The organism is Moorena sp. SIO3E8 (assembly GCF_010692445.1).
Taxonomy (GTDB): Bacteria; Cyanobacteriota; Cyanobacteriia; order Cyanobacteriales; family Coleofasciculaceae; genus Moorena; species Moorena bouillonii.
The window spans coordinates 73208-98510 of sequence record NZ_JAAHHM010000026.1 but is presented as its reverse complement, the minus strand read 5'-3'; the positions used below and the strand labels follow the sequence as shown (position 1 = coordinate 98510).

General features: G+C 41.4%; 23 protein-coding genes. 6 read left to right on the top strand and 17 right to left on the bottom strand.

Annotation, left to right across the window (positions count from 1 at the left end):
• The first annotated feature begins 783 nt into the window (after nucleotides 1-783).
• The 3 genes from F6K46_RS14380 to F6K46_RS14370 all read left to right on the top strand — a co-directional run bounded on the left by F6K46_RS14380 (nucleotide 784) and on the right by F6K46_RS14370 (nucleotide 6216).
• Nucleotides 784-2067 (top strand): calcium-binding protein, encoded by a 1284-nt coding sequence (locus tag F6K46_RS14380; protein ID WP_293057063.1) that lies wholly within the window; start codon nucleotides 784-786, stop codon nucleotides 2065-2067.
• A gap of 650 nt (nucleotides 2068-2717) precedes the next feature.
• Complete coding sequence (locus F6K46_RS14375) at nucleotides 2718-3944, top strand: calcium-binding protein (protein ID WP_293057061.1); 1227 nt, start codon at nucleotides 2718-2720, stop codon at nucleotides 3942-3944.
• A 433-nt stretch (nucleotides 3945-4377) separates the two neighbouring features.
• Complete coding sequence (locus F6K46_RS14370; RefSeq protein ID WP_293057059.1) at nucleotides 4378-6216, top strand: lectin-like protein; 1839 nt, start codon at nucleotides 4378-4380, stop codon at nucleotides 6214-6216.
• Between the two features lie 298 nt (nucleotides 6217-6514).
• Here the strand turns inward: F6K46_RS14370 and F6K46_RS14365 are convergent, their stop codons facing one another.
• The 15 genes from F6K46_RS14365 to F6K46_RS14295 form a co-directional block, all read right to left on the bottom strand.
• The gene (locus F6K46_RS14365; RefSeq protein WP_149030716.1) at nucleotides 6515-6706 is read right to left on the bottom strand and encodes a hypothetical protein; all 192 of its coding nucleotides are present in this window, start codon (nucleotides 6704-6706) and stop codon (nucleotides 6515-6517) included.
• A gap of 204 nt (nucleotides 6707-6910) precedes the next feature.
• The gene (locus tag F6K46_RS14360; protein ID WP_293057053.1) at nucleotides 6911-7669 is read right to left on the bottom strand and encodes a peptidylprolyl isomerase; all 759 of its coding nucleotides are present in this window, start codon (nucleotides 7667-7669) and stop codon (nucleotides 6911-6913) included.
• A 250-nt stretch (nucleotides 7670-7919) separates the two neighbouring features.
• Nucleotides 7920-8162, bottom strand: coding sequence for a hypothetical protein (locus F6K46_RS14355; RefSeq protein ID WP_143727404.1), 243 nt, complete (start codon nucleotides 8160-8162; stop codon nucleotides 7920-7922).
• A gap of 302 nt (nucleotides 8163-8464) precedes the next feature.
• The gene (locus F6K46_RS14350) at nucleotides 8465-8752 is read right to left on the bottom strand and encodes a hypothetical protein (protein WP_075895637.1); all 288 of its coding nucleotides are present in this window, start codon (nucleotides 8750-8752) and stop codon (nucleotides 8465-8467) included.
• 268 nt (nucleotides 8753-9020) lie between these two features.
• Nucleotides 9021-9293 (bottom strand): hypothetical protein, encoded by a 273-nt coding sequence (locus tag F6K46_RS14345; RefSeq protein WP_075895639.1) that lies wholly within the window; start codon nucleotides 9291-9293, stop codon nucleotides 9021-9023.
• Nucleotides 9294-9703: 410 nt separating this feature from the next.
• A complete protein-coding gene (locus F6K46_RS14340; RefSeq protein ID WP_293057041.1) occupies nucleotides 9704-9976 on the bottom strand; it encodes a hypothetical protein in 273 nt (90 codons plus the stop codon).
• 289 nt (nucleotides 9977-10265) lie between these two features.
• Nucleotides 10266-10583, bottom strand: a complete 318-nt coding sequence (locus F6K46_RS14335) for a hypothetical protein (protein WP_075895643.1) — start codon at nucleotides 10581-10583, stop codon at nucleotides 10266-10268.
• Between the two features lie 197 nt (nucleotides 10584-10780).
• Nucleotides 10781-11098, bottom strand: a complete 318-nt coding sequence (locus tag F6K46_RS14330) for a hypothetical protein (protein ID WP_293057019.1) — start codon at nucleotides 11096-11098, stop codon at nucleotides 10781-10783.
• 197 nt (nucleotides 11099-11295) lie between these two features.
• Nucleotides 11296-11613, bottom strand: coding sequence for a hypothetical protein (locus F6K46_RS14325; RefSeq protein ID WP_293057007.1), 318 nt, complete (start codon nucleotides 11611-11613; stop codon nucleotides 11296-11298).
• A gap of 683 nt (nucleotides 11614-12296) precedes the next feature.
• Nucleotides 12297-12497 carry a hypothetical protein gene (locus F6K46_RS14320; protein WP_293057004.1) on the bottom strand — a complete coding sequence of 67 codons (201 nt, stop codon included), beginning with the start codon at nucleotides 12495-12497 and terminating at the stop codon, nucleotides 12297-12299.
• 383 nt (nucleotides 12498-12880) lie between these two features.
• On the bottom strand, nucleotides 12881-13315 hold the full coding sequence (locus F6K46_RS14315) for a HetP family heterocyst commitment protein (protein ID WP_070390639.1): 435 nt from the start codon (nucleotides 13313-13315) through the stop codon (nucleotides 12881-12883).
• Nucleotides 13316-13487: 172 nt separating this feature from the next.
• Nucleotides 13488-15089 (bottom strand): HlyD family efflux transporter periplasmic adaptor subunit, encoded by a 1602-nt coding sequence (locus tag F6K46_RS14310; protein ID WP_293056987.1) that lies wholly within the window; start codon nucleotides 15087-15089, stop codon nucleotides 13488-13490.
• Between the two features lie 804 nt (nucleotides 15090-15893).
• Nucleotides 15894-19121, bottom strand: coding sequence for a peptide cleavage/export ABC transporter (locus F6K46_RS14305; protein WP_293056984.1), 3228 nt, complete (start codon nucleotides 19119-19121; stop codon nucleotides 15894-15896).
• Between the two features lie 441 nt (nucleotides 19122-19562).
• Nucleotides 19563-19868 (bottom strand): HetP family heterocyst commitment protein, encoded by a 306-nt coding sequence (locus F6K46_RS14300; RefSeq protein WP_293056970.1) that lies wholly within the window; start codon nucleotides 19866-19868, stop codon nucleotides 19563-19565.
• 294 nt (nucleotides 19869-20162) lie between these two features.
• Nucleotides 20163-20522, bottom strand: coding sequence for a hypothetical protein (locus F6K46_RS14295; RefSeq protein ID WP_293056963.1), 360 nt, complete (start codon nucleotides 20520-20522; stop codon nucleotides 20163-20165).
• A 1095-nt stretch (nucleotides 20523-21617) separates the two neighbouring features.
• On the opposite strand from F6K46_RS14295, the gene F6K46_RS14290 reads away from it, so the two are divergent.
• The 3 genes from F6K46_RS14290 to F6K46_RS14280 are packed head-to-tail and all read left to right on the top strand — an operon-like array spanning nucleotide 21618 to nucleotide 22899.
• The gene (locus F6K46_RS14290) at nucleotides 21618-21890 is read left to right on the top strand and encodes a hypothetical protein (RefSeq protein WP_293056953.1); all 273 of its coding nucleotides are present in this window, start codon (nucleotides 21618-21620) and stop codon (nucleotides 21888-21890) included.
• Nucleotides 21891-21946: 56 nt separating this feature from the next.
• On the top strand, nucleotides 21947-22414 hold the full coding sequence (locus tag F6K46_RS14285) for a phosphate-starvation-inducible PsiE family protein (protein ID WP_075895661.1): 468 nt from the start codon (nucleotides 21947-21949) through the stop codon (nucleotides 22412-22414).
• A 20-nt stretch (nucleotides 22415-22434) separates the two neighbouring features.
• Nucleotides 22435-22899, top strand: a complete 465-nt coding sequence (locus F6K46_RS14280) for a nitrate reductase associated protein (RefSeq protein ID WP_293056935.1) — start codon at nucleotides 22435-22437, stop codon at nucleotides 22897-22899.
• An 83-nt stretch (nucleotides 22900-22982) separates the two neighbouring features.
• Here the strand turns inward: F6K46_RS14280 and F6K46_RS14275 are convergent, their stop codons facing one another.
• Both F6K46_RS14275 and F6K46_RS14270 read right to left on the bottom strand, forming a co-directional pair.
• Nucleotides 22983-24377: a CBS domain-containing protein gene (locus F6K46_RS14275; protein ID WP_293056917.1), complete on the bottom strand. Its 1395-nt coding sequence runs from the start codon at nucleotides 24375-24377 to the stop codon at nucleotides 22983-22985.
• 425 nt (nucleotides 24378-24802) lie between these two features.
• Nucleotides 24803-25168: a recombinase family protein gene (locus F6K46_RS14270; RefSeq protein WP_293056894.1), complete on the bottom strand. Its 366-nt coding sequence runs from the start codon at nucleotides 25166-25168 to the stop codon at nucleotides 24803-24805.
• Nucleotides 25169-25303: the final 135 nt, after the last annotated feature.

The window sequence follows — 25303 nt, the reverse complement described above, 5'->3', positions numbered from 1 at the left end:
AGTTTCAGATCAACAAATGGCAGCACTCAACTTGACCCATCGTCCCATTTGTCCCCAGTGGAATTACATGATTCATCCTCGGTCTCAATCTGCTCAAAAACCATGAACTTATTTCTTGACAAACCCTTATTCGTTGTTTTCCTTTTCCTCTCCTTGTGATCCGCCCCCGACCGGTCGGGGGTTGGGGGTGGGGCAGGACCCAAATGTAAAAAACCTACCCTTGTGAGGAGAAGTAAGGGGAGCAAAGAACGAAGTAAGGGGAGCAAAGAACGCAGATATTGTTAATTATCGCTCATCCTCCAGACTTGCGATAAGTTAATTAACAGTTAACTTACCTATTTTTATTGATCGTTATTTTTATTTGAAAAAAAAATAATCCCTAGGTTTACATTTACTTCATCAACCCTATAGTTACCTATTAATAAACGTGAATTTTACAAAAACCAATAATAAAAAATGACAAATTGGCATATCTAGTATTTTTATTTTTTTTATGGTTTTACTATCAATAAATTGCTGAAGTGAGCCGTTGGTTAATATAGCTTTTTTTGTCTAAAATGTCAACCTATAAGTTTTTTTTATTGAACAATAAAACTCCGGATCTCTTTACCCTCTTGCCTTACTTACCCTCCTGGTAGGGGTTAGAGGTGGGTTCCTCTTGTATGCAAACCAATTCCTGCAAGAAGTGTGTTGACAACCCAGATACAAACGCTATATTGCCCATTATCCCTTCCCACTATTGATAATTAAGTTAATTAAGTGAACAGAAAAACCTAGACGTTTATGACATCAGATACTCTATTCTTATCCCTGAAATCTCAAACCTATAATGCTAAACCTAACTTTGCTAATGCGACCGGAGGCGCTCAGTTTACAGGATACAGTCACAGTGCTTCAGGGACTTTGACTGATGCCCAAGCACAAACTTTTGTCAACGATGGTTTAAGTCAGGCCATTGCTAATGCTGACGCCACCTTTATCAATGACCCAACTTTTTCTGAACTCTTTACTCAAAGTGCTGGAGTTGGTCAACAGGGCGCTTATGAAGTATTTGCCCACAGTCAGGCTAAGGTAGTTGGTAACTTTTCCGTTGGTGCTTATGAGAAGTTCTCCTTTGATTTCTCAACGGCTTTACAACTTAACTCAAAAGAAATTGAAAATTCCAATACTGAATATGCTTCCGCAAAGTCAGGCAGTTACTTTTTTGTATTAGACACAACCAATGGTTATACGAGACTGTTAGATTATTTTGGCTTCAAGGGGAATTTAATTTCTTCTAGTCAAGTTGGCAAGCTTAACGTTGCTGGAAGTTATAATGTTGACTTTTACTACCCCCATAAAACTACAGATATCAATGGTAACAATGGCATCGACTACCTCAACGGCTCAACCACAGGAGAATATGAGCGTTGGTTTAACCGTGATACCAATTTAACTGTAGTAGAAGTAAATACCAGTACAATTCAGTTGTTGGGAGATAGCTTCATCTATAACCTGGGCAATGATGTCCGCTATGGAAGTATTTGGAATGATAAACTTCATGGAACTAATTATGGGGACAAAATCTATAGCAGCCTAGGGGATGATACTGTCTATGGCTATGGTGGTAATGATATCCTCGAAGGCGGTAAAGGCGACGATAAACTCTATGGGGATAATGGTTATGATAAACTCCATGGCAGTTTTGGCGAGGATACCTTAGTCGGTGGTTACCACAATGATACCTTAGTCGGTGGTAGTAATGATGATATCCTGATTGGTGGTCGTGATAGCGATATGATGACTGGTGGTAGTGGCGCTGACCAATTCGTTTTTGAGTTAAATCAGAGTTTGTTATCCGGTGAATATGATGTGATCAAAGACTTTGAGGTTGGTGTCGATCAGATTGAATTTAGGGGCTGGGGTTATATTGATTCTTCTTATTGGTTCAGTGGGGTAATTGCTGAAGGTCGGCTTACCGATACCCACAATGGTGCCCTATTCCATTCAAATTATGGTGGAAAAGTCTTGTTTGAAGGGGTTAATGCCCACGAACTTAGTCACTCTGACTTCGTCTTCGATGCTTAAAACTTAATTCCAGATGGCGAATACTCTACAGGACTAACGCCGTAAATTTATAGCAATTCTTAAGGCTGATAGGGCTAGAGATAAATTTTATCTCCCCATCTCCCTATCTACCTATCTTCCCATCTAAATCTTTAATCTTACTTTTAAAAATTGGGATTACTTGTAAAGTGTGTTAATAAGGCACCCTACTAGTACTTATAAGGTTTAGTTCCCAGTTTTTCCTAAGTTTTGCTCTAATTCATTGAAGCCAAACCCAAAGAGGCGATCAAGCGATTGCGCTACGCGCACGCTTGATCGCTTATTTTATCATGAGATGATTACTGATAGCTAAATGTTTACTATAAAATTTCTAAATGAGATATAAACCTAGAAGGTCTTTTTTTATTATCCAATAAAACTTCGGATCCCTTTTGCCTCTTGGGTTTTGCCTCTTGGGTTTTGCCTCTTGGCGCAAGAGGTATGTTCACAACTCAAATAAAAACGCTATATTATCACTACCAGAGCATTAGCTGACTGCTGATAAATAGCTTAATGCTTAACATTTTGGCGGCTTATTGTCATCAAAATCAGCCGCCAAAATGGCGCTCATTATTAATTAATGCTATATATAATGATTCCCGGAATAAGCCAATATAAAAATGGAGATTTTCATGGGATCAAATACTTTATTTTTGCCAATTGTTAAAACCCCTAACTCCAAAGCAAACTTTGCTGACGCTACAGGAAGCGCCAAGTTCACCAACTATAGTCAAGCAGCGTCGGGGTTTTTGACTCAAATTCAGGCGGGGACTTTAGTCAAGAATGGTGTGGGTTTTGCCCTTGCTAATGCTGACGCCACTTTTGTCAATAACCCAACCTTCTCTACACTATTTAGTCAAGCTACTGCGGCTGGTTTTGATGGTGCTTTTGAGAGTCGTTCGCAAAGTAACACTAAAGTAGTTGCTAGTTTTTCTGTTGGAGCTAATCAACAATTCTCTTTCAATTTCTCAGCAGATTTACGACTAACAGCTAAAGAAATTGAAAATCCTAATCGGGAATATTCTGAGGCCAAGTCAAAGATAGGTTTTCTGGTGTTAGAGACTGAGAGTCCCAGTCAAGCTAAAATTAAAGGTTTTTTTGGCATTGCTGGTGATTTAATCTCTTCCCGTAAAATCGGCGACTTGGATTTTGGTTCTAGCGGCAACGTCAAACTTAACCGTCCTTTTAAAACTACTGATATTGATGGCAACAACGGCGTAGACTTCGTCAAGGGTTCAGCCCAAGGGACTTATCAGCAAACTTTTGACCGTGATACCAATATCACGATCGTAGAAGTTAATAACAATGCTGTTAACTTATTAGGGGATACCTTAATCAACAGCCTGGGTAAGGATGTGCGCTATGGAAGTATTTGGGATGATAAGCTTCGTGGCACTTTCGGTAATGACAAAATTTATGCTAGCTTAGGCGATGATTCGATTCAAGGACTTACTGGCGATGACATTCTAGAAGGGGGTAAAGGCAACGATAACCTGAATGGAGGGTTTGGTGATGATAAACTTCATGGCAGTTTTGGTGACGACACTTTGGTAGGTGGCGGTGGCAGTGACACCATGGTTGGTGGTAATGGCGCTGACACATTTGTGTTCAATCGGAGCGATAGCTTGCTTGGAGATGACTTCGATATCATCAAAGACTTCCAAGTTGGTTTAGATAAGGTGAAATTTCAAGGTTTTGGTCAAATTGACTCCAAAACTTGGTACAACAATGGGATAAATCAGGGTTACCTTACTAATACTAGTAATGGCGCTCTCTTATCTTACGCAAAAGGTGGAGAAGTTTTGTTTGAAAATGTGAATCTAAACCAGCTTAAGCATTCTGACTTCCACTTCGCCTAACATCGAGTCTTAGGGGCGAAGCATTTCGGAAGAGACTTATTGGAAAAACGACGATATTTAGCTCCAAATCCTTCCCCTAATCCGTATTGTGGCAAGAGGTCTAAAGAAAAGAGGCGTTCCCGTAGCGTGCGCCTCTTTTTTCATATCAATACCATTTTTATAGTCCCCGTAACCGTTAATTGTTAATCGGTAATCAAAACACTATTACCAATACTAAATTTTAGTGATAAATAATTGCACAGAATTAATTGCAAATTCCCCAAAATTTAAAGCATTAAAATGTACTATTAACAGATATTAATAGTAGGTATTTTTTTGGAGGTATTTTGTTTGATTTAAATAAACATTGTTTACAGCCAAAATGGCCTTTTAAATATATTTATTATCGTTAGACTATTTATCGAAGAGAGTTGTACAAAAAAATTAATTACCAATGATATCAGACACTCTATTTTTAACCCCTATAACCTCTAACTCCAAACCGAACTTTGCTGACGCTACAGGAAACGCTCAGTTTACCAACTATAGTCAAGCTCCTGCTGGTACCTTGACTAATGCCCAGGTGGAGACCTTGGTCAAGGGTGGTATAGCTACTGCTATTGCTGATGCTAAAAGTACCTTTATCAATGACCCAGCTTTCTCTCAACTTTTCAGTCAAAGTACTGTAGTTGGTACAGAGGGAGCTTTTCAGGGCAGTGCCAATAGCCGCACTGAAGTGGTTGGTAATTTTTCAGTGAGAGCTAATCAAAAATTCTCTTTCAATTTTTCAGCAGCTTTAGAACTGAACGCCAAAGAAATTGAAAATTCCAATCGGGAATATTCTGAGGCTAAGTCAGGGACATTTTTTTTCCTGTTGAATACGGATCAGATGAATCAGCCCAAGATTATCGATTCCTTTGCCATCTCTGGTGATTTAAATTCTTCCGATAAAATTGGAAATATATATTTTGAATCTATATCTTTTGACTCTAGTTCTAACGTCAAAGTGAACTCTCCCAAAGAACGTTTTGATATTGATGGCAACAATGGTATAGATTTCGTCAAGGCTTCACTTACAGGCACTTATGAGCGCACCTTTAGTCGCAATACTAATCTAACCTTAGTGGAAATTAATCAAAGTGCTGTTAAATTATTAGGAGATACTTTAATTGACAACTTAGGTAATGATGTTCGCTACGGCACGATCTGGAATGATGAACTCCGTGGCACTAACAGCAATGACAAAATTTATGGCAGCCTAGGTAATGATTCCCTCTATGGATTTGATGGGAATGACATTTTAGAAGCTGGTCAAGGTGACGATAAGCTATATGGGAACTCTGGTAGCGACAAACTCCATGGCAGCTTTGGTAATGACACTCTTAAGGGTGGCTCGGGCAAGGACATGATGTATGGTGGCTCTGGTCAAGACATGATGTATGGGGGCACTGGTAATGACACAATGTATGGAGGCATTGATGATGATACCATCCAGGGTGGCTCGGGTAACGATTTCATAGCTGGGGATGCTGATCACCAAAACAACAATGTTAGTGTTTACCGTGGGCATCAATATCTCCTAACTTCTGTTGCTGGCACCTGGGACGAAGCTCAAGCTGAGGCAAAGCGTTTAGGTGGTAACCTGGTAACGATTAATGATGCTGCTGAGCAAACATGGCTGTTTAACAAATTTGGTTCTAAGGAACTGTTTTGGATTGGCTTAACTGACAGCTCAAGAGAAGGTAATTGGAAGTGGGTCAGTGGTGAGTCAGCAACTTATCGCAATTGGTCTCCAGGAGAACCCAACAACTCCACAATCTATGGAAGTCAACCAGAAGGTGAAGACTATGCCGTCATGGGTTGGGGCGATCGCGCCTGGAATGATTTAAGCGATCGCGATCCTTGGCATAATAATCTGCGAGGCGTGATTGAGATCAATCAGCCCAGTACTAAAGATACCATAATTGGTGGAGATGACATTATTACTGGTGGTCGCGGTAGTGATACCTTAGTCGGTGGCCGTGGCGCAGATAAATTTGTGTTCAAACGGAATGAGAGTTTGTTACCCGGTGAATTCGATGTCATCAAAGACTTTGAAGTGGGTGTCGATAAATTTGAATTCCAAGGCTGGGGTAATATTAATGCCTCCAGGTGGTTCAATAATGAAATATCCCAACGTGGGATTATTGATACTCAAGATGGTGCTCTTTTCCGTTCTGATTATGGTGGAACTGTTCTGTTTAAAGATGTGAGTGTAGTAGATCTCAGCTACTCTGACTTTAGATTTAGCTAACCCCCAATTCTAGAAGAAGCTGAGTGCTCAGTACTCAGTACTCAGTACTCAGTGCTGAGCGTACGTCATTGCTGATAAATAAATGAAAAGAAGTGATTGCCTGTTTTCTCGTCCAAAAACAATCAGCCAAAATGGCGATACTTTTGGAAGATAGTTATTTATGATAGTGGTGGGCTTTATGCTTTCCATCAAAAGCTCAGATCTGGCTTTGGGTGAAGAGGGTAGTAGCCCAATCCACGGTCGGTTAAGCAAGGGTCAACTGTCAACAGCAAAGTAGGTCAACTACCTACTATTTCAACTACCTACTAGAAGAAGCATGGCAAGAGGATGAACTTCTGCTATAAATTCTGCCACTAGAGTCTCTTTTGACAGTAACCTCTTGAATAATGGTTACTTTATCCCCAGAGGCACTTGCTGTACTTTCGGCTTGGACTACAACCGTACCATCTGGTGAAACTATCCATTTTCTGATTGCCTGGGAACGTCTCATGGTTACATCACTCTAGTTAGTAATTTTAGTTAGTAATTTTAGTTAGTAATTTTAGTGATGAGGTAAATTGAATTTACTTACCCCTGCTCCCTGAGCCGTTCGCGTTTGGCCGTAGGCCACGCGGGGCGCGTTCGCCCAGCGTCTGGCTCTGCCAGTAAGCGTGGCCCACGGCCTCAGTCCCTAAAACCATTAATATAATTGGGATTATTCCCCAGTATTGATGGTACTAAGTTCACTATGGATCATATAGTTAACTTCAGTATTGAGCCACTCTTGAAACATACCCTGTAAAATTTCTTTAGACTTTTCTTCGGTTAATTCAGCTCGAATAAATTCTTCAACTAAAAAAAGATGATATCCTTGTTCGGTGTGCAGGGGATGAGTCACTTCTCCTGGCTGAACACTAAAGATAACGGCAGCTATCTCAGGCTTAAAACTCCAGCGAGGCAACTTTCCTTCATAGCCACACCGTCGCTGCCTTTCTGGGTCTATATCATAGAAATGAGCAGCTTCATAAAAACTGATTTCTCCTTCCTCAATCTGATAGAAAAGCTCCTGAGCAATTTCCTCAGAATCCACCAGAATTTGATAAACCAAAACTTGCTCAAAGTCTAGTCGATTTTGAGCAAAGCTTTTTTCGACATGCTTATAAAATAAGGACTCAGCAAGCTTTTGGGCAAGCAAGCGATCGCTAATTCCCGCTTCCCAATCCTCTGCTGTCACCATCTGATCTGCCAGCCAGGCCAATGTTTCTGCTGCTTTTTCCAAACGATTGGCATAACGGATCTCATCCGCCTGAGCTTGCACGTCTTCTGGTGTTACTGTTATCCCTCTTTCTTCAGCCGCTTTACTGATAACTCGTTGATACAAAACTTTTTGACAGATGCCCTTGAGATGCATCTCCTTTTTCAAGGAGTACATAATTTCCTCTGGAGTCACCGATGCTTTGGAAAGATCAACCATTACACCCGATTATTAACTATAACTGGAACTACTTACAGTCTTAGTCAGATTTAGCTGAGTCAACCGTCTGACTATTATCATCATACAAAAAGCAATTGCTAAGCTCTGCCAAGTTGCCGAATTGAGGGAGGAGTATTTGCCAGTAAAACCGAGAGTTAAAACTTATCCCTGAATCCAAATACCTCACCCCTCAATCCTACTTGTGAGCCAGCACACAGAAACTAGATTAAATTTTATGAAGCTTATAGCTTTATAAGTATGTAGAAACGCTCATACTAAAAAAAGTTTCCTTAATCTCAGGTACTGAGAAATCATCAGTACCAGCGCTAGCTCCAACAATACCCATAGTGTTTGCGGGCTTAATAACAGATGCTTCCACTGTACTCGTACTGATTTGGGAATCAGGATCGATGCTGATGGCATTACTAATAGTACTTGAGCCCTCAGAATTTACTTCCGATACAGATTGAATTCCAGAAACACTAGACTTCATCGTTTTATATGAGCCAGGTAAAGTCCATAACTGAAAACTATGAAACATAATCGTATTTTTTTTTGCTACTAATGGAACAAGTAAAAAACATTTTGGTTTAGAAAAAAAAATCCTAAACTTATTGAATTTTTCGAGATCAAATAACCTGAAACTCAGGGAACAATAATCTAGAACAACAGTATCATAAAAGGGATGCACAACTTAAAGCCCTTGTTACTATTGCTAGTTTGCCTATTGCCTTTTCCATTAAAAGAATAAGCAATATTGATTATGAGCTGGAAAGCGGCTATATATTTGTTAATTTACCCAATGAAACCATAAATGGCAAAGGCGTCGCTTCTAGAATTACCCGAGAAAAAAGGATCCCTAGATGTAGCATGAGCTCTTACATTACCTTGAGAAAAGAACGGGTCTACATCGGTAAAGCCTGTTACTGAAGTATTGGTATGCTGACCAAACGCATGGGCATCACCATTAATGGTAGCGAAGCCAGGACCAGCGAAGGCTTCAGCAGAAGTAAAAGCAAAACCACCTAAAATAGGGTGGTCTGTTGCCTCCAGCTCGAAATATTCTAATTCAGAAATGTTCATGAATGATTCTCCTGCTTAAATCAGATAATCGTTAGTTTTCCCCGGGAGCATTTAATTGTAATTGATAACACATAAAAGCGACTAAAATATAGATTGCAAGCATTATTTTAAGTGAGTATGGCTTAAAATAATTACGCTACCAATCAACAACAATTTAATGCTACCATTGTGATTAATGCTACGGATAGATGTTACTAATTTTTGCATCTTTCCGTAGCATTTAATAATCAAAAATTACTACTCTAGGCTATTTCAGCCATCACTCTTTTTAGTGGAAAAAGAAGAAGGGTGAAGAAGTAGCAGATACTGCATGTAGGGTAGATTGAGAAGCACCAGGAGCAGTTCTGGTAGCGCCCTGGACGTTGGTGAAGGTACCTGGACCAAAGGCTTCTGCAAGACCATCAACTCTTGCTGTGTTACCGAAAACGTTGGCACCTACGTTAACGAAGCCATTAACTCCAAAAAATTTGGAACCGGAGGCACCTACAACGTTGGGTTGTTCAGCAGCATTCTCTAGATGATTTAGATCAGAAATAATCATTGGTTAATTTTCTCCTTTGTAGTTTACTGTGTTAGACCTATTGGTCATTTTGTACTCCAATTAAACTGGCATAGTTCAAATAACTTTATCGCCGATTTTTAAATATATCTAGTTATTTATGGTTTTAGATAACTAGATAGCGATTGACTATTTGTTAGCCAGTAAAATGAAGTGATTCGATTCAAGGTAAACCTGAGTGTAATCGTCCTGATAGATAATTAAATTTAATTAATGTAGTCTATTGGGATATGAATACACCCTGATTTATCAATCACTTAATCAGGAACTTTTCGTGACTAAGTACTAACGGCTTATTGTGGAGAAGCCAATATTTAAAGACTTGAGCATTGATAGCTTTAAGTTTCAACTACTACTCTAAGCAGTTTTCTTAATAATGCTTATCATAAGAACTAATGAGAAGAAGTAGCAGACGTTGCATTGAGACTAGAGTGGGAACCATTATCAGTAGCTCTCGTATAGGCATTGATGTTGCTAAAAGTCTTGTACCCATACGCCTCTGCGTTGACGTTAACCGTAGCTACCTTTCCTATAATGTTGGTATAGACGTTAATAGATCCGCTATATCCAAAATCGTTGTAGTAAGGTGGGGAGTAGTGAGAGCCACCCACAACCTTGGGGTCTTCAGCAATAGTTTCTAAATGATTTAGATCAGAAATAATCATTATTTAATTTTAGAATTTCTTTTGTGTTAATAAATCTGTTTAGGTTACACTCCAATTAAACTAGCAATTTTCAAAATGTTTGTCTCGCCAATTTGGCAATTAACCTCTTGAGTCCTTGTTTGAGATGACTATTGGCTATTGACTATCCTGAAGCTATACAACTTAAGCAATCAAAGGTAAACCTGAGTGTAATCATGTTCATATAGAACTGAAGGTACTGTATTCTATTAGGATATGAAGACACCCAGGTTTAAAAGTTATGTAATCAGGAAAGTATCCTGACTAATTACTACTGGATAGCAGAGAATCCAATACCTTGAGACTTAGTAGCAGTTACGCCACCTTGCTCAAGAGTCAAGAAGAAGCTCTCTTGCTTACTAGCAACATTCTTACCTGTATCGCTTTGAGCTTCAGAAGCAGTATTACCGGAAGCAGTAGCAGTATTACCGATATCTACTTTAACGTTAACTGTAGTATTGAAAAGTTCATTTTCTTCGATGCTGCTGGTAGTGCTGAAAATGCTGGTGAAGTTGTTGCTTAAAGAAAGTCCACCTTGAACTTTGCTAGCTTCAACGGACTCTAGATGATTTAGGTCAGAAATAAGCATTAATTTTCTCCTTCTTGGTTGTTAATTTTGTTGGTAACGCCGAGGATTGACTATCCTGAAGCAATCACACTGAAGCAATCAAACCTAAACCTGAGTGTAATCATGTTCATATAGAACTGAAGGTACTGCATTCTATTAGGATATGAAGACACCCAGGTTTGAAAGTTAATTAATCAGGAAAATATCCTGACTAATGACTACTGGATAGCAGAGAATCCAATACCTTGAGACTTAGTAGCAGTTACGCCACCTTGCTCAAGAGTCAAGAAGAAGCTTTCTTGCTTACTAGCAACATTATTACCTGCATCGCTTTGAGCTTCAGAAGCAGTATTACCGGAAGCAGTAGCAGTATTACCGATATCTACTTTAACATTAACTGTAGTATTGAAAAGTTCGTTTTCTACGATGCTGCTGTTAGTGCTGAAAATGCTGGTGAAGTTGTTGCTTAAAGAAAGTCCACCTTGAACTTTGCTAGCTTCAACGGACTCTAGATGATTTAGGTCAGAAATAAGCATTAATTTTCTCCTTCTTGGTTGTTAATTTTGTTGGTAACGCCGAGGATTGACTATCCTGAAGCAATCACACTGAAGCAATCAAACCTAAACCTGAGTGTAATCATGTTCATATAGAACTGAAGGTACTGCATTCTATTAGGATATGAAGACACCCAGGTTTGAAAGTTAATTAATCAGGAAAATATCCTGACTAATGACTACTGGATAGCAGAGAATCCAATACCTTGAGACTTAGTAGCAGTTACGCCACCTTGCTCAAGAGTCAAGAAGAAGCTTTCTTGCTTACTAGCAACATTATTACCTGCATCGCTTTGAGCTTCAGAAGCAGTATTACCGGAAGCAGTAGCAGTATTACCGATATCTACTTTAACGTTAACTTCAGTATTGAAAAGTTCATTTTCTACGATGGTGCTTTTAGTTTTGAAAACGCTTTGGAAATTGTTGCTTAATGAAAGTCCACCTTGAACTTTGCTAGCTTCAACGGACTCTAGATGATTTAGGTCAGAAATAAGCATTGATTTTCTCCTTCTTTGTTGTTGATTTTTTTTGTTTCGAGCAGCTTTGTTTGAGCTGTTGATATAACTATATCCAGATTCCCCTAGGCATGTCTCGCCAATTTGGCTTCAACCTTTGATTTTTTAAAAATTACTGGATTTACTATAAGTATTTATTCAGTAGTAACGAATTCTGTATTAGTTCAAAGAGATTGGTAATTTTGATGGCGTTGTATCGAAGTACTTTATTATTTAGGAACCGGTCATTATATCTAACCTAATTAAAAAAATGCTGGCCACTTTGGCTTAATATTTATGCTTTACTCCTCCCACAACTAAATAGTGAGCAATAATCGATTCTGAATTAGTTCAAAAAAATTGGTAATTTTGATGGGGTTTTATTGAAGTAGTTTATTAGTTATAAACTGGTAATTATATCTAATTTAATTTAAAAAAATAACGCCACTTTGGCTTGATAATAATGATTGACTCATCCCACAACTAAATAGTGACTAGTAACCGATTCTGAATTAGTTCAAAGAGATTGGTAATTTTGATGGGGTTGTATTGAAGTACTTTATTATTTAGGAACCGGTTATTATATCTAATATAATTAAAAAAATGCTGGCCACTTTGGCTTAATATTTATGGTTGAATCATCCCACAAGTAAAATAGGTGCTAAAGTCCGTGGGATGTCGAGTCATTAGTTAATAGCAAAGGGAACAGGGAGCAGGGAGTATAGGAAGTGTGAGGAGACGGGGCGTATCGGGCGTGTGGGACCTGTGGGGACATGGGGAGATGGGGAGATGAAATTAATAATATGTAGCCCTGTGAGGGCTAAGAATTGGTATAACCTGAGTTCGATATAAGCGATCGCTCGACGAAAGCGATGCAGAGGTGCCACCCGTGGCTAATTTAATTACGGGTCAAACGCACCATTACGGTCTTGGGGAGGCAGGAAAGACTAAGGACAGGACTTACGCACAGAATCCATGGGTAGGGTGGGCAAGGTTTTGTCCACCCTACAGGTAGATTTAAATTGAGAGATTTCCGTAAGTCCTAAGAGTACTAGAACTGTTTCATTACCGCCTGTAATCAGACAAAAAAACGCCTCGTCCATCAACAGGTGTGACCCGTGGCGAATTAAATTCGCCAAGTAAGAGCGCACCTAATGGACAAGGCAGTTATTAATGAATTAGTTTTACCACAGGCTTAGTATGATGTGCTGTGGTGGTAAGCAGTGGTGGTGATGACAAAGAGGATGGGTAGGAAAATGATTACACCTGCTCACCACAGGGAAGCCAAACAGTCTCGCCGTAAATAATCGGCTAACTTCTTGAGCATGGATTCCTCTTCTTCGAGTTCAGTGATAAACTGCTGTTCTTGATCGCCACCGTGAACCTGTGAGGTTTTCTTGCCAAGCGTCTCTACATAAGCTAGATCTTTGATCTGGCTCAAACGCTGCCGTGCATTCAAGGCTTTAGTGCCATTGCTCATCATACTAGCTTGCTTCTGTAATATCATGTCCCGGTTTTGTTTGAGCAAGCGGCTGTAGGTTCTAGAAGGCATGTAGTCTAGGGGGTTATGGCCTGCCAACCGTAGCATCAACACACAAGCCCAAGAATACTTGCCATCAAGGATGGCTTCTTCGATCTCGCTAAACTTATCGGTATCCATCACTTTGTCGAGCTTGGTATTGGCAGAAGGAATACGATAGGTCATGGTTATTTCTGATCCTGTAAGTCTAAAGGTCAATAGTTTATAAGCTGGGGTGCAGTTAACTTGCAGATTCCAAGGAATTACTAGCAAGTTGACTACTAAGCATTAACGGTCAACTGTTAACCGTCAACGGCAAACGATCAGTCAGTGATGAAAGTGATTTGAGAACAGAGCACTATAGATCGATGCCGCTTTTTTGCAGTTGTCGCATCGGATCCAATAAGAAATCGATAATCCGACGGCGGCGGATAATGATGTCAGCATTGGCGGTCTGACCAGCCTTAAACCGGATGATTTCATCATCTTCAATCACATAGTCACGGTCAAGGGACACTTTCACCTTATAGACTGAACCCATTAGTTGATCGGCTTTAGCATCGGAAGAGATGGAAATCACCGTGCCTTTGATGATGCCGTAATCCTGATAGGGATAGGCATCAAATTTCACTTGCACCGGCATTCCTTCCTTAATAAACCCTGCCTCCCGAGTAGGCAAATTTGCCGATAGCACTAAGGGGGCACCTTGAGGAGCGATTTCGGCGATGCTATGTCCCGGTTGCACGACTTCACCAGCATTAGAAATGTTGAGGGAAGATATTATCCCATCCACTGGCGCTTTAAGAAACTTCTGTTTGAGCCTGGTTTTAGCAGTATTGACCAGGGTTTCATTTTCAGCAATTCTAGCTTTGATTTGGGTCAGTTCTAGTTCTAACTGTTGAATTTTCTGCTGTGTTTCTAAGCGAGTGGTGCGTCCCGTCGCTTGCCGATGCTCTAATTCTGCCTCTAGTCGCTTGATTTCTGCTAAAGTCTGTTCTAGCTCACCTCGGCTTTGGCTAGTCGCCGCTTCGCGATCGCGTATACTTTGCTGAGCTTGAAAGATTTGTTCGCGAGTACTCAAACCCTCTTGCAGTTTGCTTTCGGTAACAGCACTTTGGCTAGCACGAAAGCTTTGTTCTGCTTGAAATACCTGTTCTTTGGAGATTGCTCCTTCTGCCAACAGAGGCTTAAGGTTATCGAGTCGTTCTTTAAGAGCCACTACATTAGCCCGCCGTTGCTGGAGCAGTTCTTGGGCTGTCGCCTGCACCAGCTTCATCCGTTGTAATCGTTCGCGATTAGCGGCTTTAGCTAACTGATGTTGAATGATTTGTTGTCTAATTGCCGATGCACTAGCTTGTGCTCGTGCGATCGCAGCTTGTTGTGCTTGAACTTCTGCTTGGGTAATCTGCTCACGAGTTTCTGCTTCCAGACGGGTTCTTTCAAGCAGTCCTTGCATCTGAACTAACTTAATCCGGTCTGCATTAAGGACTTTCTGTAAACGCTCTACTTCTTGAGTGGCAAGCTCTGTATCCAGTTCCACCAAGACTTCCCCAGCTTTAACCGCTTGCCCTTCTTTGACATTAATACTAGCAATCTTGCCTGGCTCAATCGGGTCAACTTTATAAACGTCCCCTTTTGGCACTAAGCTTCCATGAGCTTTACCGACTTCATCAATCTGTCCAAACGTTGCCCAAGCCACAAATATCGTACAGAAGCTTAACCCGCCCAACATCAAAAGCCGGGGAAGATTCGCCGGAGGCTGGTCGAGGGTAGTTTGTATGGAGGTTGACCATTTGGACGTACTAGGAGCATGGGCAGTATTGCTTCCTACCTCTGTGCTGGGTGAGGCTGCCTCTTGGTCATAATCAGGTCTCAGGCGACCTGATGGCATTAAAACGACGTTACCCTGACGACTCGTAGCCGCCTCAGGTGGGGAGTTTATTGGTTTTGCTTGTGTCATGGTGGTAGATCACGCTAAATTAACATTTTAGGGAAATGACCAATGTTTTGGGAAAGAAAGCGACCAATTCTCGTGCTGCCCTGAGCTTCCCGGGGCGAGTTTGGTATTGTTGGGCAGACCGAAATCTTTGGCATTACCTGACTCTACTTGCCCCTTTTTCAGATAGCTTAAATGCACCCCGAGATCAGAACTTAAACCCTTCCCCTTTAAGTAGCCGTCGGTCGGTCAAACCGCTTGGCTGAGCACGCTGTCAGATGTGGACTTGAGCAGGACTGACCCTAGGGTTAGGCTCTCCAAGTTACCTCCGTCTCACCTTTGGTGGGGTGCATGGGAGTGAATTAAACAAAGGAATTGGAATTAAACAATCCTGTGAGTGTGCGTCATGGAGGATTCTCAGGGGATTCTAAACAGTGGTTACGAAATGGGTGTGGAGCCATATCTGAACACGTTTTTCTCCCCTTCTATTCACACAGGGCTTTTCCACTTTTCTGATAAAAGATCAATTTCATCTGAGTATGTTGCTAAATTGGCAGATTTTTGGCAGCTTTTTACAAAGCTTGACATAGTGATAGCTAGCTTCAAATTTCATTAATCATTAGTCATTAGTCATTAGTCCTTTTCACATCACTGTGTTGCCAAATTGGCAAATTTTTACATAGTTTGATATAGTGATAGGTAGCTTCAAATTTTCTTAGTCATTAGTCCTTTGTGACTAACCAGGGTCTATTGGAATTTACAAATGACTAATGACTAAATAACTAATAACTAATAACTAATGACTAATGAGCACTAGTTAATGATCTATTAAAGATCTAGCTGCTGCTGTGCTAGATGATAGTAAAGACCTTGACGATCCATGAGTTCCTCATGGTTGCCTTTCTCGACCAGAATGCCTCGGTCTAGGACAAGGATGCAGTCAGCATTGCGCACTGTAGAGAGGCGGTGGGCGATGATGAAGGTAGTGCGATCGCGACTAATGCGAGCTAAGTTTTGTTGAAAGCGGCGCTCGGATTCTGTATCTAGGGAGCTAGTCGCTTCATCCAGAATCAGAATCTTGGGGTTGCCCAATAGGGCTCGGGCTATGGCAATCCTTTGTCGCTGTCCACCAGAAAGGGTAGAGCCTCGCTCTCCGACTTTTGTATTATATCCCAAAGTCATACCTTGAATAAAAGCATGAGCTTCTGCTAGTTTGGCTACCTCTACGGCTTCATCCAGGCTGAAATCCGGTCGGTAGAGAGTGATATTTTCGACAATTGTCCCCGAGAACAAGAAACATTCTTGGGGTACCACACCCATTTGAGAACGCAAAGATTGCGGGGAAATATGGCGGATATCGTGTCCATCTATCAAAATACGACCATTAGTCGGATGATAGAGACCTTGCAGTAGCTTCACCAAGGTACTCTTGCCCGAGCCACTGCGCCCCACTAGAGCAATGGTTTCTCCAGCCTTAATCTGTAGGGAAATATTCTGTAGGATATTGCGATCCTCATCCTCGGAGTATCGGAAGGTAACATCTTCCAATATTACATCACCCTTAATCTCAGGTAGAACCAGCATCGGTTCTTGAGGATTCTCCTCTGGTTTAGCAGATAAGACATCATTAAGCCGTTCTACAGACACCAAGATTTCTTGAAACTCATCCCAAAGATTCACTAGAGCCAAAATCGGACCAGTGACTCGGCCAATGAGCATATTAAACGCGACATACTGACCGATAGTAAGCTGCTCATTAATTACTAAGCTAGCGCCAAACCAAAGCAAAGCTGTGCTGCTGAGAGTATTAATTAGAGAACTAATTGACCCTAACCCGTTAGCCAGGTTTCTACCTTTAAATTGTACATTCAACTGATTGGTGAGGCGATCTTCCCAGCGCCAGCGCACTTCTTGTTCCGAAGCCGCCGTTTTCACAGTAGCAACCCCTGACATCATTTCCACTAACATAGAATTTTGTTGGGCTGCTTCTTTAAAGATTTCCCTGGACACCTGGCGTAGAAAGGGACTGGCAATCACAGTCAAGATGGCGATGGGTAAAATCGTTGCCAACACCAGCACAGTTAGACGCCAATTGTAGTAGAGCATCAGTCCAATATAGACAAACACCATTATGACATCTAGCCAAGTAGCAATCGCTTGCTGAGTTATAAAACCCTGAATTTTTCCAGTTTCCTGAATTCGGGTCAGGATATCCCCCACCTGGCGGGATTCAAAAAACTTCAGAGGTAAGGTCAGGGTATGGTTTATGAACCCACTGACGAAGGTGAGACTAAGCCGATTGGAAAAGTAGTCGAGCAAGTAGCGTCTGGTTATACTAACCCCAATCGTCCAAATGCCAAAGATGATTAGACCAATGGAGAAGACATTAAGAGTGACAAGGCTTCTGTTAATAATCACCCGGTCAAGAATGATCTGGGTAAATAAGGGAGTAATCAGACCAAAAACCTGAAGGATCAGGGTAGCCAAGATAATTTGCAGCAGGACTGAGCGATGGGGCCATAGCAACCCCCAAAACGGCCCTAAAGAACGTTTGTCGCTGGGAGTAATTGCTAGTTGGGGAGTTGGATCCAATAGCATGGCATACCCAGTCCAACCTTGGAGAAAGTCTTTGCGAGCAAGCGATCGCTTCCCCACTGCTGGATCAGCAACGAGTACCTTATTACCCTTTACTTGGTAGACAACAATATAGTGATCTCCTTCCCAGTGAGCAATCCAAGGATTACTCCGATCCGCTAAGCGACCTAAAGAAGCCCTGACTGGACTAGCTTGAAAGCCTAAACTTTCTGCTGCTTTAGATAAACCTTTGAGGGATGAACCAGAACGGCCCACTCCCGCCAGTTCCCGCAGGGAGTTGAGAGCAAACCGTTTACCCCAATACTGCCCAATCATGGCTAAGCAGGCAGCACCACAATCCGAGGAAGCTTGCTGCTCAATAAAAGGATAGCGCTGCCAAAACCTTAGGAATTTCCAACCCTGCTTTGCTGGTTTAGGAAAATCAAAGCTTTCTGACTGACTGGGTTCTTTTGGCGTTTGTTGCTTAGGAGGTTCTAAAACTCGCCGAGTCGGTCGTGCTCTAGTTTGGTTTGGATGTGGTGACGGAGTATGGGTTTTGTTAACTAGGCCTTGAGCCGATGGAGATTTACCGTCACCATTTTTAGCACTTTGCCTGTTCTCCTGATCTGGTGAGTCGGTGGAGTTAGCCAAAACTGGTGCGATCGCGCAAGCCGCTTGCCAATGCTCTTGAGGCAGCTGGTAAAGCAATACATCAGTTTGGGCAATCCAATCTGTTGGTACTGGCATCGGATATCCCCAACTGTCTCCGATGCTAGGAAATGGAGCAGAGGAATTTGCCTCTGTTCCTTCTGGCGTTGCCATTTGACCACTACGTAGCCAGCAATGCCCAGCTTGGGAAGAGGACACCAGAGACTCCCCAGCCTCAATGCGTGTTTCTATGATGTAGGGCAACAGTTGATTTAGGCTAACACCGTTAAGCGTACGCAATTTGGTCAAAGTCTTGAAGAAAATTAGGCATTGCCGGTGCTGGGCTTGTTGCCCCAGGATTTCCGACCACTTCGGCAACCGTTCCAACCAAGGCAAGAGTTGATTTAGGGAAATACGAGCAACTTGTCCTGAACTCGCTGCGATCGCTCTGTAAGGATAGGATAGACTACCTAAGAGATCATAGGCACCAAAGGTTTCCCCTTCTTCGAGTACCTGTATGGAAACCTCCCGCTGTTTTTCAGCATCAAAGCCTAGTAGTCGTACCCGCCCCTGACAAACTAGGTAAAGATATTGGTGATCTTGTTCAATCTCAACAGAATCTTTGGATAGCTCTGGTGTATTATAGGCGAGGATTTTATCCCCTAGCTGGAAGTTATCAAGGTCAAACGATTGACTAAATTCGTAGTTGAGCTTTGGATCGACTGAGTCTAGGGTCAAGCTTTGAAGCACTACTGATAAATTGCTAGCAGGGTCTGGGTTGATAGAAGACGATGGTAACCCATGCTCTTCCGAATCCCTGATTATATTCTTCATATGTTAAATATTGAAAATTGATTTTTAACAATTAACCATTTACAATTAACCATTTATAATTAACTACATTTAGTTAGCTAATAGCTTAGTTTTTGTCAAGTCACTAACCGACTAGTTACCAATAATTCACAAAAATTTCACAAAAAATTTAAGTAAACTTCATCGAAACTTTAAATTACCGCTAGGGCATCTGGTGTAAAGTAAACCCATAAGGGTTGGGGATAGGAGGTCAAGTCTGAGTCGAACCATCAAGCCAATAATAGAAGTCAGCTAGATGTAAGCAGATAGGTCGGTTGATGCAAGTGCAGTTCAACATATTAAAAGGGAAGACGTTGACAAGTAGCCTCTGCATCAATAGCCCATCAATAATCCATCAAACTGACCTAGGCAGGTGGGTTTTGTTCAGACTTGATGAATCTCCCAAATTTCCCGCTTAGCTGACTAGACCTTACTAACAACCTGTGATTGTGATACAGGGGTTTTGCCAACTGGATGGTTACCACCTTGACTGTTTTCTTTGATTAACCGATTGTAGGTTCGGTAAGGGATGTAATGGAGGGGGTTGTAGCCAGAAAAACGCAGAACTAACACACAAGCCCAAGAATACTTGCCTGCGATGATAGCTTCTACGACCTGGTTAAGCTGATCATTAGTCATGACTGGTTCAGAGCTCGTAGAGGTTGACGTTGGTTGAGATGTTCTACTAGTTGATGGTCTACTAGTTATTGATAGTAATTTTTTTGCCATGGTAGTCACCCAGAATTAACGACATCTTGTAATGGTCTATACCCAACTGGCAAGGGGAAGTTGCCAATTAACCACGGTAATGATTAAGCCTTGGAACAGGTTAAGGATTTATTGCAATTGCGACCAATAGCTGACTATGGGGTTTCAGCTCATAGTTATTTGTCTAAACTTTGTCTAAACACTTATAGGGATAAACATTAAGTGATAAACAAGCTTTGCTGCTACAAACTACCATGGGGAACAATAACAAACTCTCAATCCAAGGATTAATCGGTGGGATCTGTTGAGGCTCACTTACTCAACAGATCCCACCGTGGTCATTGGCCACAATGGATTTAAAAACTGCTGGACTAGAACAGAATTGACTTTGATATCGATTACCAACCTAAATACTTGCCAGTGGGGTAGAATTTTGCCAATCAGCCTCGTATGATTCCCTTGTAATGCGGGCATATCGGTGATTGGAGTTATGTCACAGAAGACTTTCAGGAGATTGAACATCCCTTGCAGTAAGATAATTTCCGTTTTTTTTGCTCCCACCGAGACTGATAAGTTTGACGATAGCACATCATTCCGGAAATAGCTGCTATCCTGTTCAATGCCTTCAGTGCCAACACCAGTGTCGGAGGTGTCAGATCTAAGACCCCTAAGCAATCTGTTCGAGATAGTTAACCCACAGCACTGCCAGCAATGGCTAGGGTCGTCAGTGGGTTTGAAACCTACTGCTTTTAGGTTCAATTTCCTAAGCACCCCTGAAAAGCTCTTAGTAAAAAGCTGGATTAGAGAACGCGGCGATGGCTTCCGCTTTCCTAATGGTATGTTCATGAGTATGTCGGATGATTTTTTCAAAGTTGATGCTGTTGTGAAACCTAATGTTACACCTAATTTTTCACAATACCAGAGCCTTGCCTAAATAGACTAAGCGCAGATGAGCGTGAAAGATTGATCCTATTTCAGGCCCGTTACAACAACAAATACAAACCCTTTTTAAATTCCTCTGTCTTTAGACAGAAAACTTTTCTGTTGTCTGAAGTAAATCCCCAAACACTTAGACACCGAAACAGATGAGCACCTGAATTTACAAATATTCTAGAGTTTTTATCTAGAGTTTCTATGTGGCTATCTACTGAGCTGATCGAGAGCCAGTTTATCGACTCAGCCCGATTCGCCATAAAGCCGATGGCGTCTAGCGTGAACTAGTTACAAGTTCTATTCAAAAAACTGGCTCAGTCAGCGGAAACAATAAAATCACTAGCTTGAGCATAGTTACCCTCTTTGATTCTTTCAAAAAAGACTAATCCAAAGTTGGATTGGTTTGGCTGTTTGGTTTATGAAGTTATATTTCACGCTGATGATCTTGAACGTGAAACTTTGTTCATCTACAAAAGGCAATCTAGTAAATTCAAGGGGTAGTTGTCAAGCGAAACTCACATTTCTTTTCTACATTCACATTTTATTCATACTTTTTTCACGAAATTACCAAATTTATGCAAATTTCACACAATTTTCACGTAATCTTGAGTAAACTGACAAGGAAATCTAGGGGATATATGTCACCCTAATCAACTTATAGGAAACTTTAATGAAATCTTTACTATATGTTTACTAAAACTTGATCCACCCCCAATGTCAATTTGTAAATTTTTGTGACAAAGATCATGGTCAATTTCTGCCCTCTGACCCCTCTTCCGGTCTATTCTCCGTCTGGGGCTAGTGAACTAAGGAACTTCGTCAAGTGTAGTGGGATCAGTGACCAATTACCAATTACCAATTACCAATTACCAATTACCAATTACCAATTACCAATTACCAATTACCAATTACCAATTACCAATTACCAATTACCAATTACCAATTACCAATTACCAATTACCAATTACCCTCAATCATTGCATGAATCAGCAACGCCCTTCCTCTTGCCGATTGTCTTGGCTTTATGAAGTCATAGAGATTGCGATAGTTGAACATCGGAGGTGGCCTCAGGGAAAGGCAACCACGAGATTGACTAATCTGTTAGGTTAATGCGCCGTGGAAGTGTTAAAATCAACCATCATCTGTCTTTTTACTAACCTATTCCTATGAGGCGGTTAAGACAACTCTTCCAAAAACTTAGAGATGCAGGCAAAGATGAGAATTTTTTATACGGGCTAAATCTGTTCGAGGGTTTTGTTTCCAAAGTTCTTTCTTTGGTGATGGTGGTGGTAATCTTGGTTGCACTTAGAAGCCTAGTTATTTCACTAGTTAAAGAAATAACCAATCCAGAAGCAATAGTTTTGAGCAAAACACTTTTCAAAATATTTGGACTGTTTCTAAATATTCTCATTGCACTAGAAATTTTAGAGAATATAACCGCTTATCTGCGAAAACATGTTATTCAACTTGAGTTAGTTGTTGTTACGTCTTTAATTGCCGTTGCCCGTAAAATCATTATTCTTGACCTGAAAACAACTTCTGGAAGCCAGGTAATTGGATTAGCAATTGCCATTATATCTCTATCAATGAGTTACTGGATTATACGGAGTACTAGCACAAGAAAACATCATTAATGCATAAGCTTGAGAATACTATGACTAATTTTTTCCAATTTGAAGCCGATTTTGTGGATTCTTTACGGTGCATTCCTATGCAAGTGCGGATGAAATTAGATACTTGCGGCATCAAACTTAAACTGAGCCACTGGCATCAGTTTAATCAACACGAGCGTCAGCAACTGGTAGAGATACCCTGCACTACGACCGAGTCAATCCAAAAGTATGCAGACTATGTTCAACACCTAGTTATAAACTATACAGGAAAACCCGCTTCTAATTTACCTGTTGATCCCCAAGCTCCCTGGATGAATTCTCAGGTAATTCCATCTACCGTGGCGGAAAAAGCTATGGAATTGGGAGTCGTAGTAACTACTCAACAGTGGGCAGAACTAACTCCTATCCAACGTTTTGCCCTGATTAAACTGACGCGCCCTAGTCATGAAAACAAAAACTTTTTACCAGCACTCAAAGAATTCCAATTAGTTTTTGTTAACCGTTAACCTACCCAACAAGGGACGCCTACGGCGAACACCGTTCAACAAACTCAGACCAAGTCAAATATGTCCCTTAAATCTGGATTAGCTTAACTGCTAGAAGTACCTACCTGATCTACCACGACCTGATCCTGACAAGACTGGTTTTGGGCTTTCTGTATTAGCTCTCGCATTTGATCAAGATGATCTAAGGCTGAATTAAGCTGGCTTTGACGTAATTCTGATGATAGGTTAGAGTGGTTAGCTAGGTTTTCTAGAATAGCTTGAATAGTGTTGAGCAAGATACACAGTTGATAATCTTGACTGGTGCTCAAGTTACTTTTGGGATAGTTGAAATCCTCACACTGTTGGGAATGATTTAATCCTTGACCCTCTATCGGTTTTGACAAAATTACTGTTAGTTTTCTGTTTTGGTCTGTGTTTTGGTCTGTGTTGGGTGACTCTGATTTATGATTAAACCTATCTCCTGATAAAGCGATCGCATTTTCTGCCATCTTCCCAAACTCCTCACCAGGGGGAATGGCTTTGTGGGATTTGTTCACGGATTCTTTGGCTGGGTCTAATTGCTCAACGGTTTGCTGCAATGTCTCCACAATGCCATACATTTCCATTGGGTCAAACACTCGCAGCAGGGTTGTTTGGGTGACAATACCAATTTCTTTACCCCAATTCCAAGACACCACCAATCGCCGCACACGACGCTTTTGCATTTCCTGATGAGCTGTCCATAGAGAATCCTCAGGACTCAGCAGAAATAGAGGTGTACTCATCACATCCTGAGCCTGGACTTTAGACAAATTCAGCTTGAGAGACTGAAATTGGACAATATCCCGCTCTGTGACAATCCCCACTGGCATACAGATATCCTCTCCATGGTCGGAGGTAATGACCACACAACTAACTCGGTGCTTATTCATGAGTCGGGCTAAACTCAATACTGAGACAGTTGGAAGCGCATTAACCACCTGGGGGGTCATCACTTCTGATACCCGTCGTAACTTGAGCAGATTGGCTGGTCGCAAGACCTGGCGAATTCGCTCTGGTGAGACAACACCCACAAGCTGACCGTGATCATCCACAATTGGTAAGTGGCGAATCCGAAACCGACGAAATATAAATAAGGCAGCAAAGATATCCCGACAAGCAGTTTGAGGAAACGTAATCACCGGCTGTGCCATGACCTCAGCTACTGTTACCTCTTGAAAGTTAATGCCATTAGCTGTTAGCCGGACAATATCGCGCTCAGTAAATATTCCCAGCAACTTGTCTGAGTGCATTACCAAAACGCAGCTAGACCGTGGCTCACGAATGCTGAGCTGGTCTGATGGTGAGTATAAATTGGGCAATGAACAACTTTTGCCTCCCTCCTGACTCATCAAAGCAATTACGTCGATTAGGAGGGTGTCAGGAGCAACGATCAAAGGCTGATGATCTATTGCCTCTTCTAGGGTTGGGGCGCAGATAAGTCGATCGTTGAGTTGCATAATTAATTTGATACGTGAACTTCCGTGACCTACGACCGCCGCCAACCGCTACACACTATGGCGCTGGTGTATTTACTGAGCCTGGGTTTTTTTAGAGGGATGTTACGGACAAATCCCGCAAATCCAGAAATAATATGCACATAACTTGTATAAAGGTATATAATAAATAGATGTTACAGCAAAATAATCTTTAACCCTTATATGACATAGCTTTTGGCTTTTATAGGTTGCCAGGGATACTGGGACTTTCACCATTTGGGCTTAGGGGCAAATAATTAGGCATTGCTGACCTAGCTTGGCAATTGTCCGATGGCATTGTCCGATGGGATTGTCCGATGGGATTGTCCGATCAGGTACCCTGGCTTATCTAACGTTCTGTTTCAGGTGTTCTAACTACTTTACCAGCTTGGAGCTTACTGATTTACTTACTGATTTAAGTTCCCTTGACTGGGGTTTTGAGGCAAACTAGACACCCTAGGGGTTCTACCGTATAGCCGGTCTAAAACCCGCTTAACCGAGATCCGTTTCCACTGCTGACCACGCTTGGTTGTATAGCCATGCTGATTGAGCCAGTTAGCGATTTGTTGTAATGACTTGCCCGATTTATGGTGACGGCGAATTAACTCAATTACATGCTGTTCTTGGGGATCATCCACTAACTCACCATTTAGGGCGCGTTGACCGAAGGCCGGTGAACCATAACCTGCATAGCCACCCATAGTTGCCTTCGCTTGTCTACCTCGGTTTAGCCTTTCGATCAGGCTATCCCTTTCTAATTCCTCAGCAGCCATAATTTAATGCATCAAGCAACTTCATATAACCATGGTAAACCAAACTATAGCCTTAGCCATCCTGGTTATTACAGCTATTCAAATCTATTAAGCGCCCTTCTTTATTAAAGGAAGATAAAAGGGGTAACCATCTTG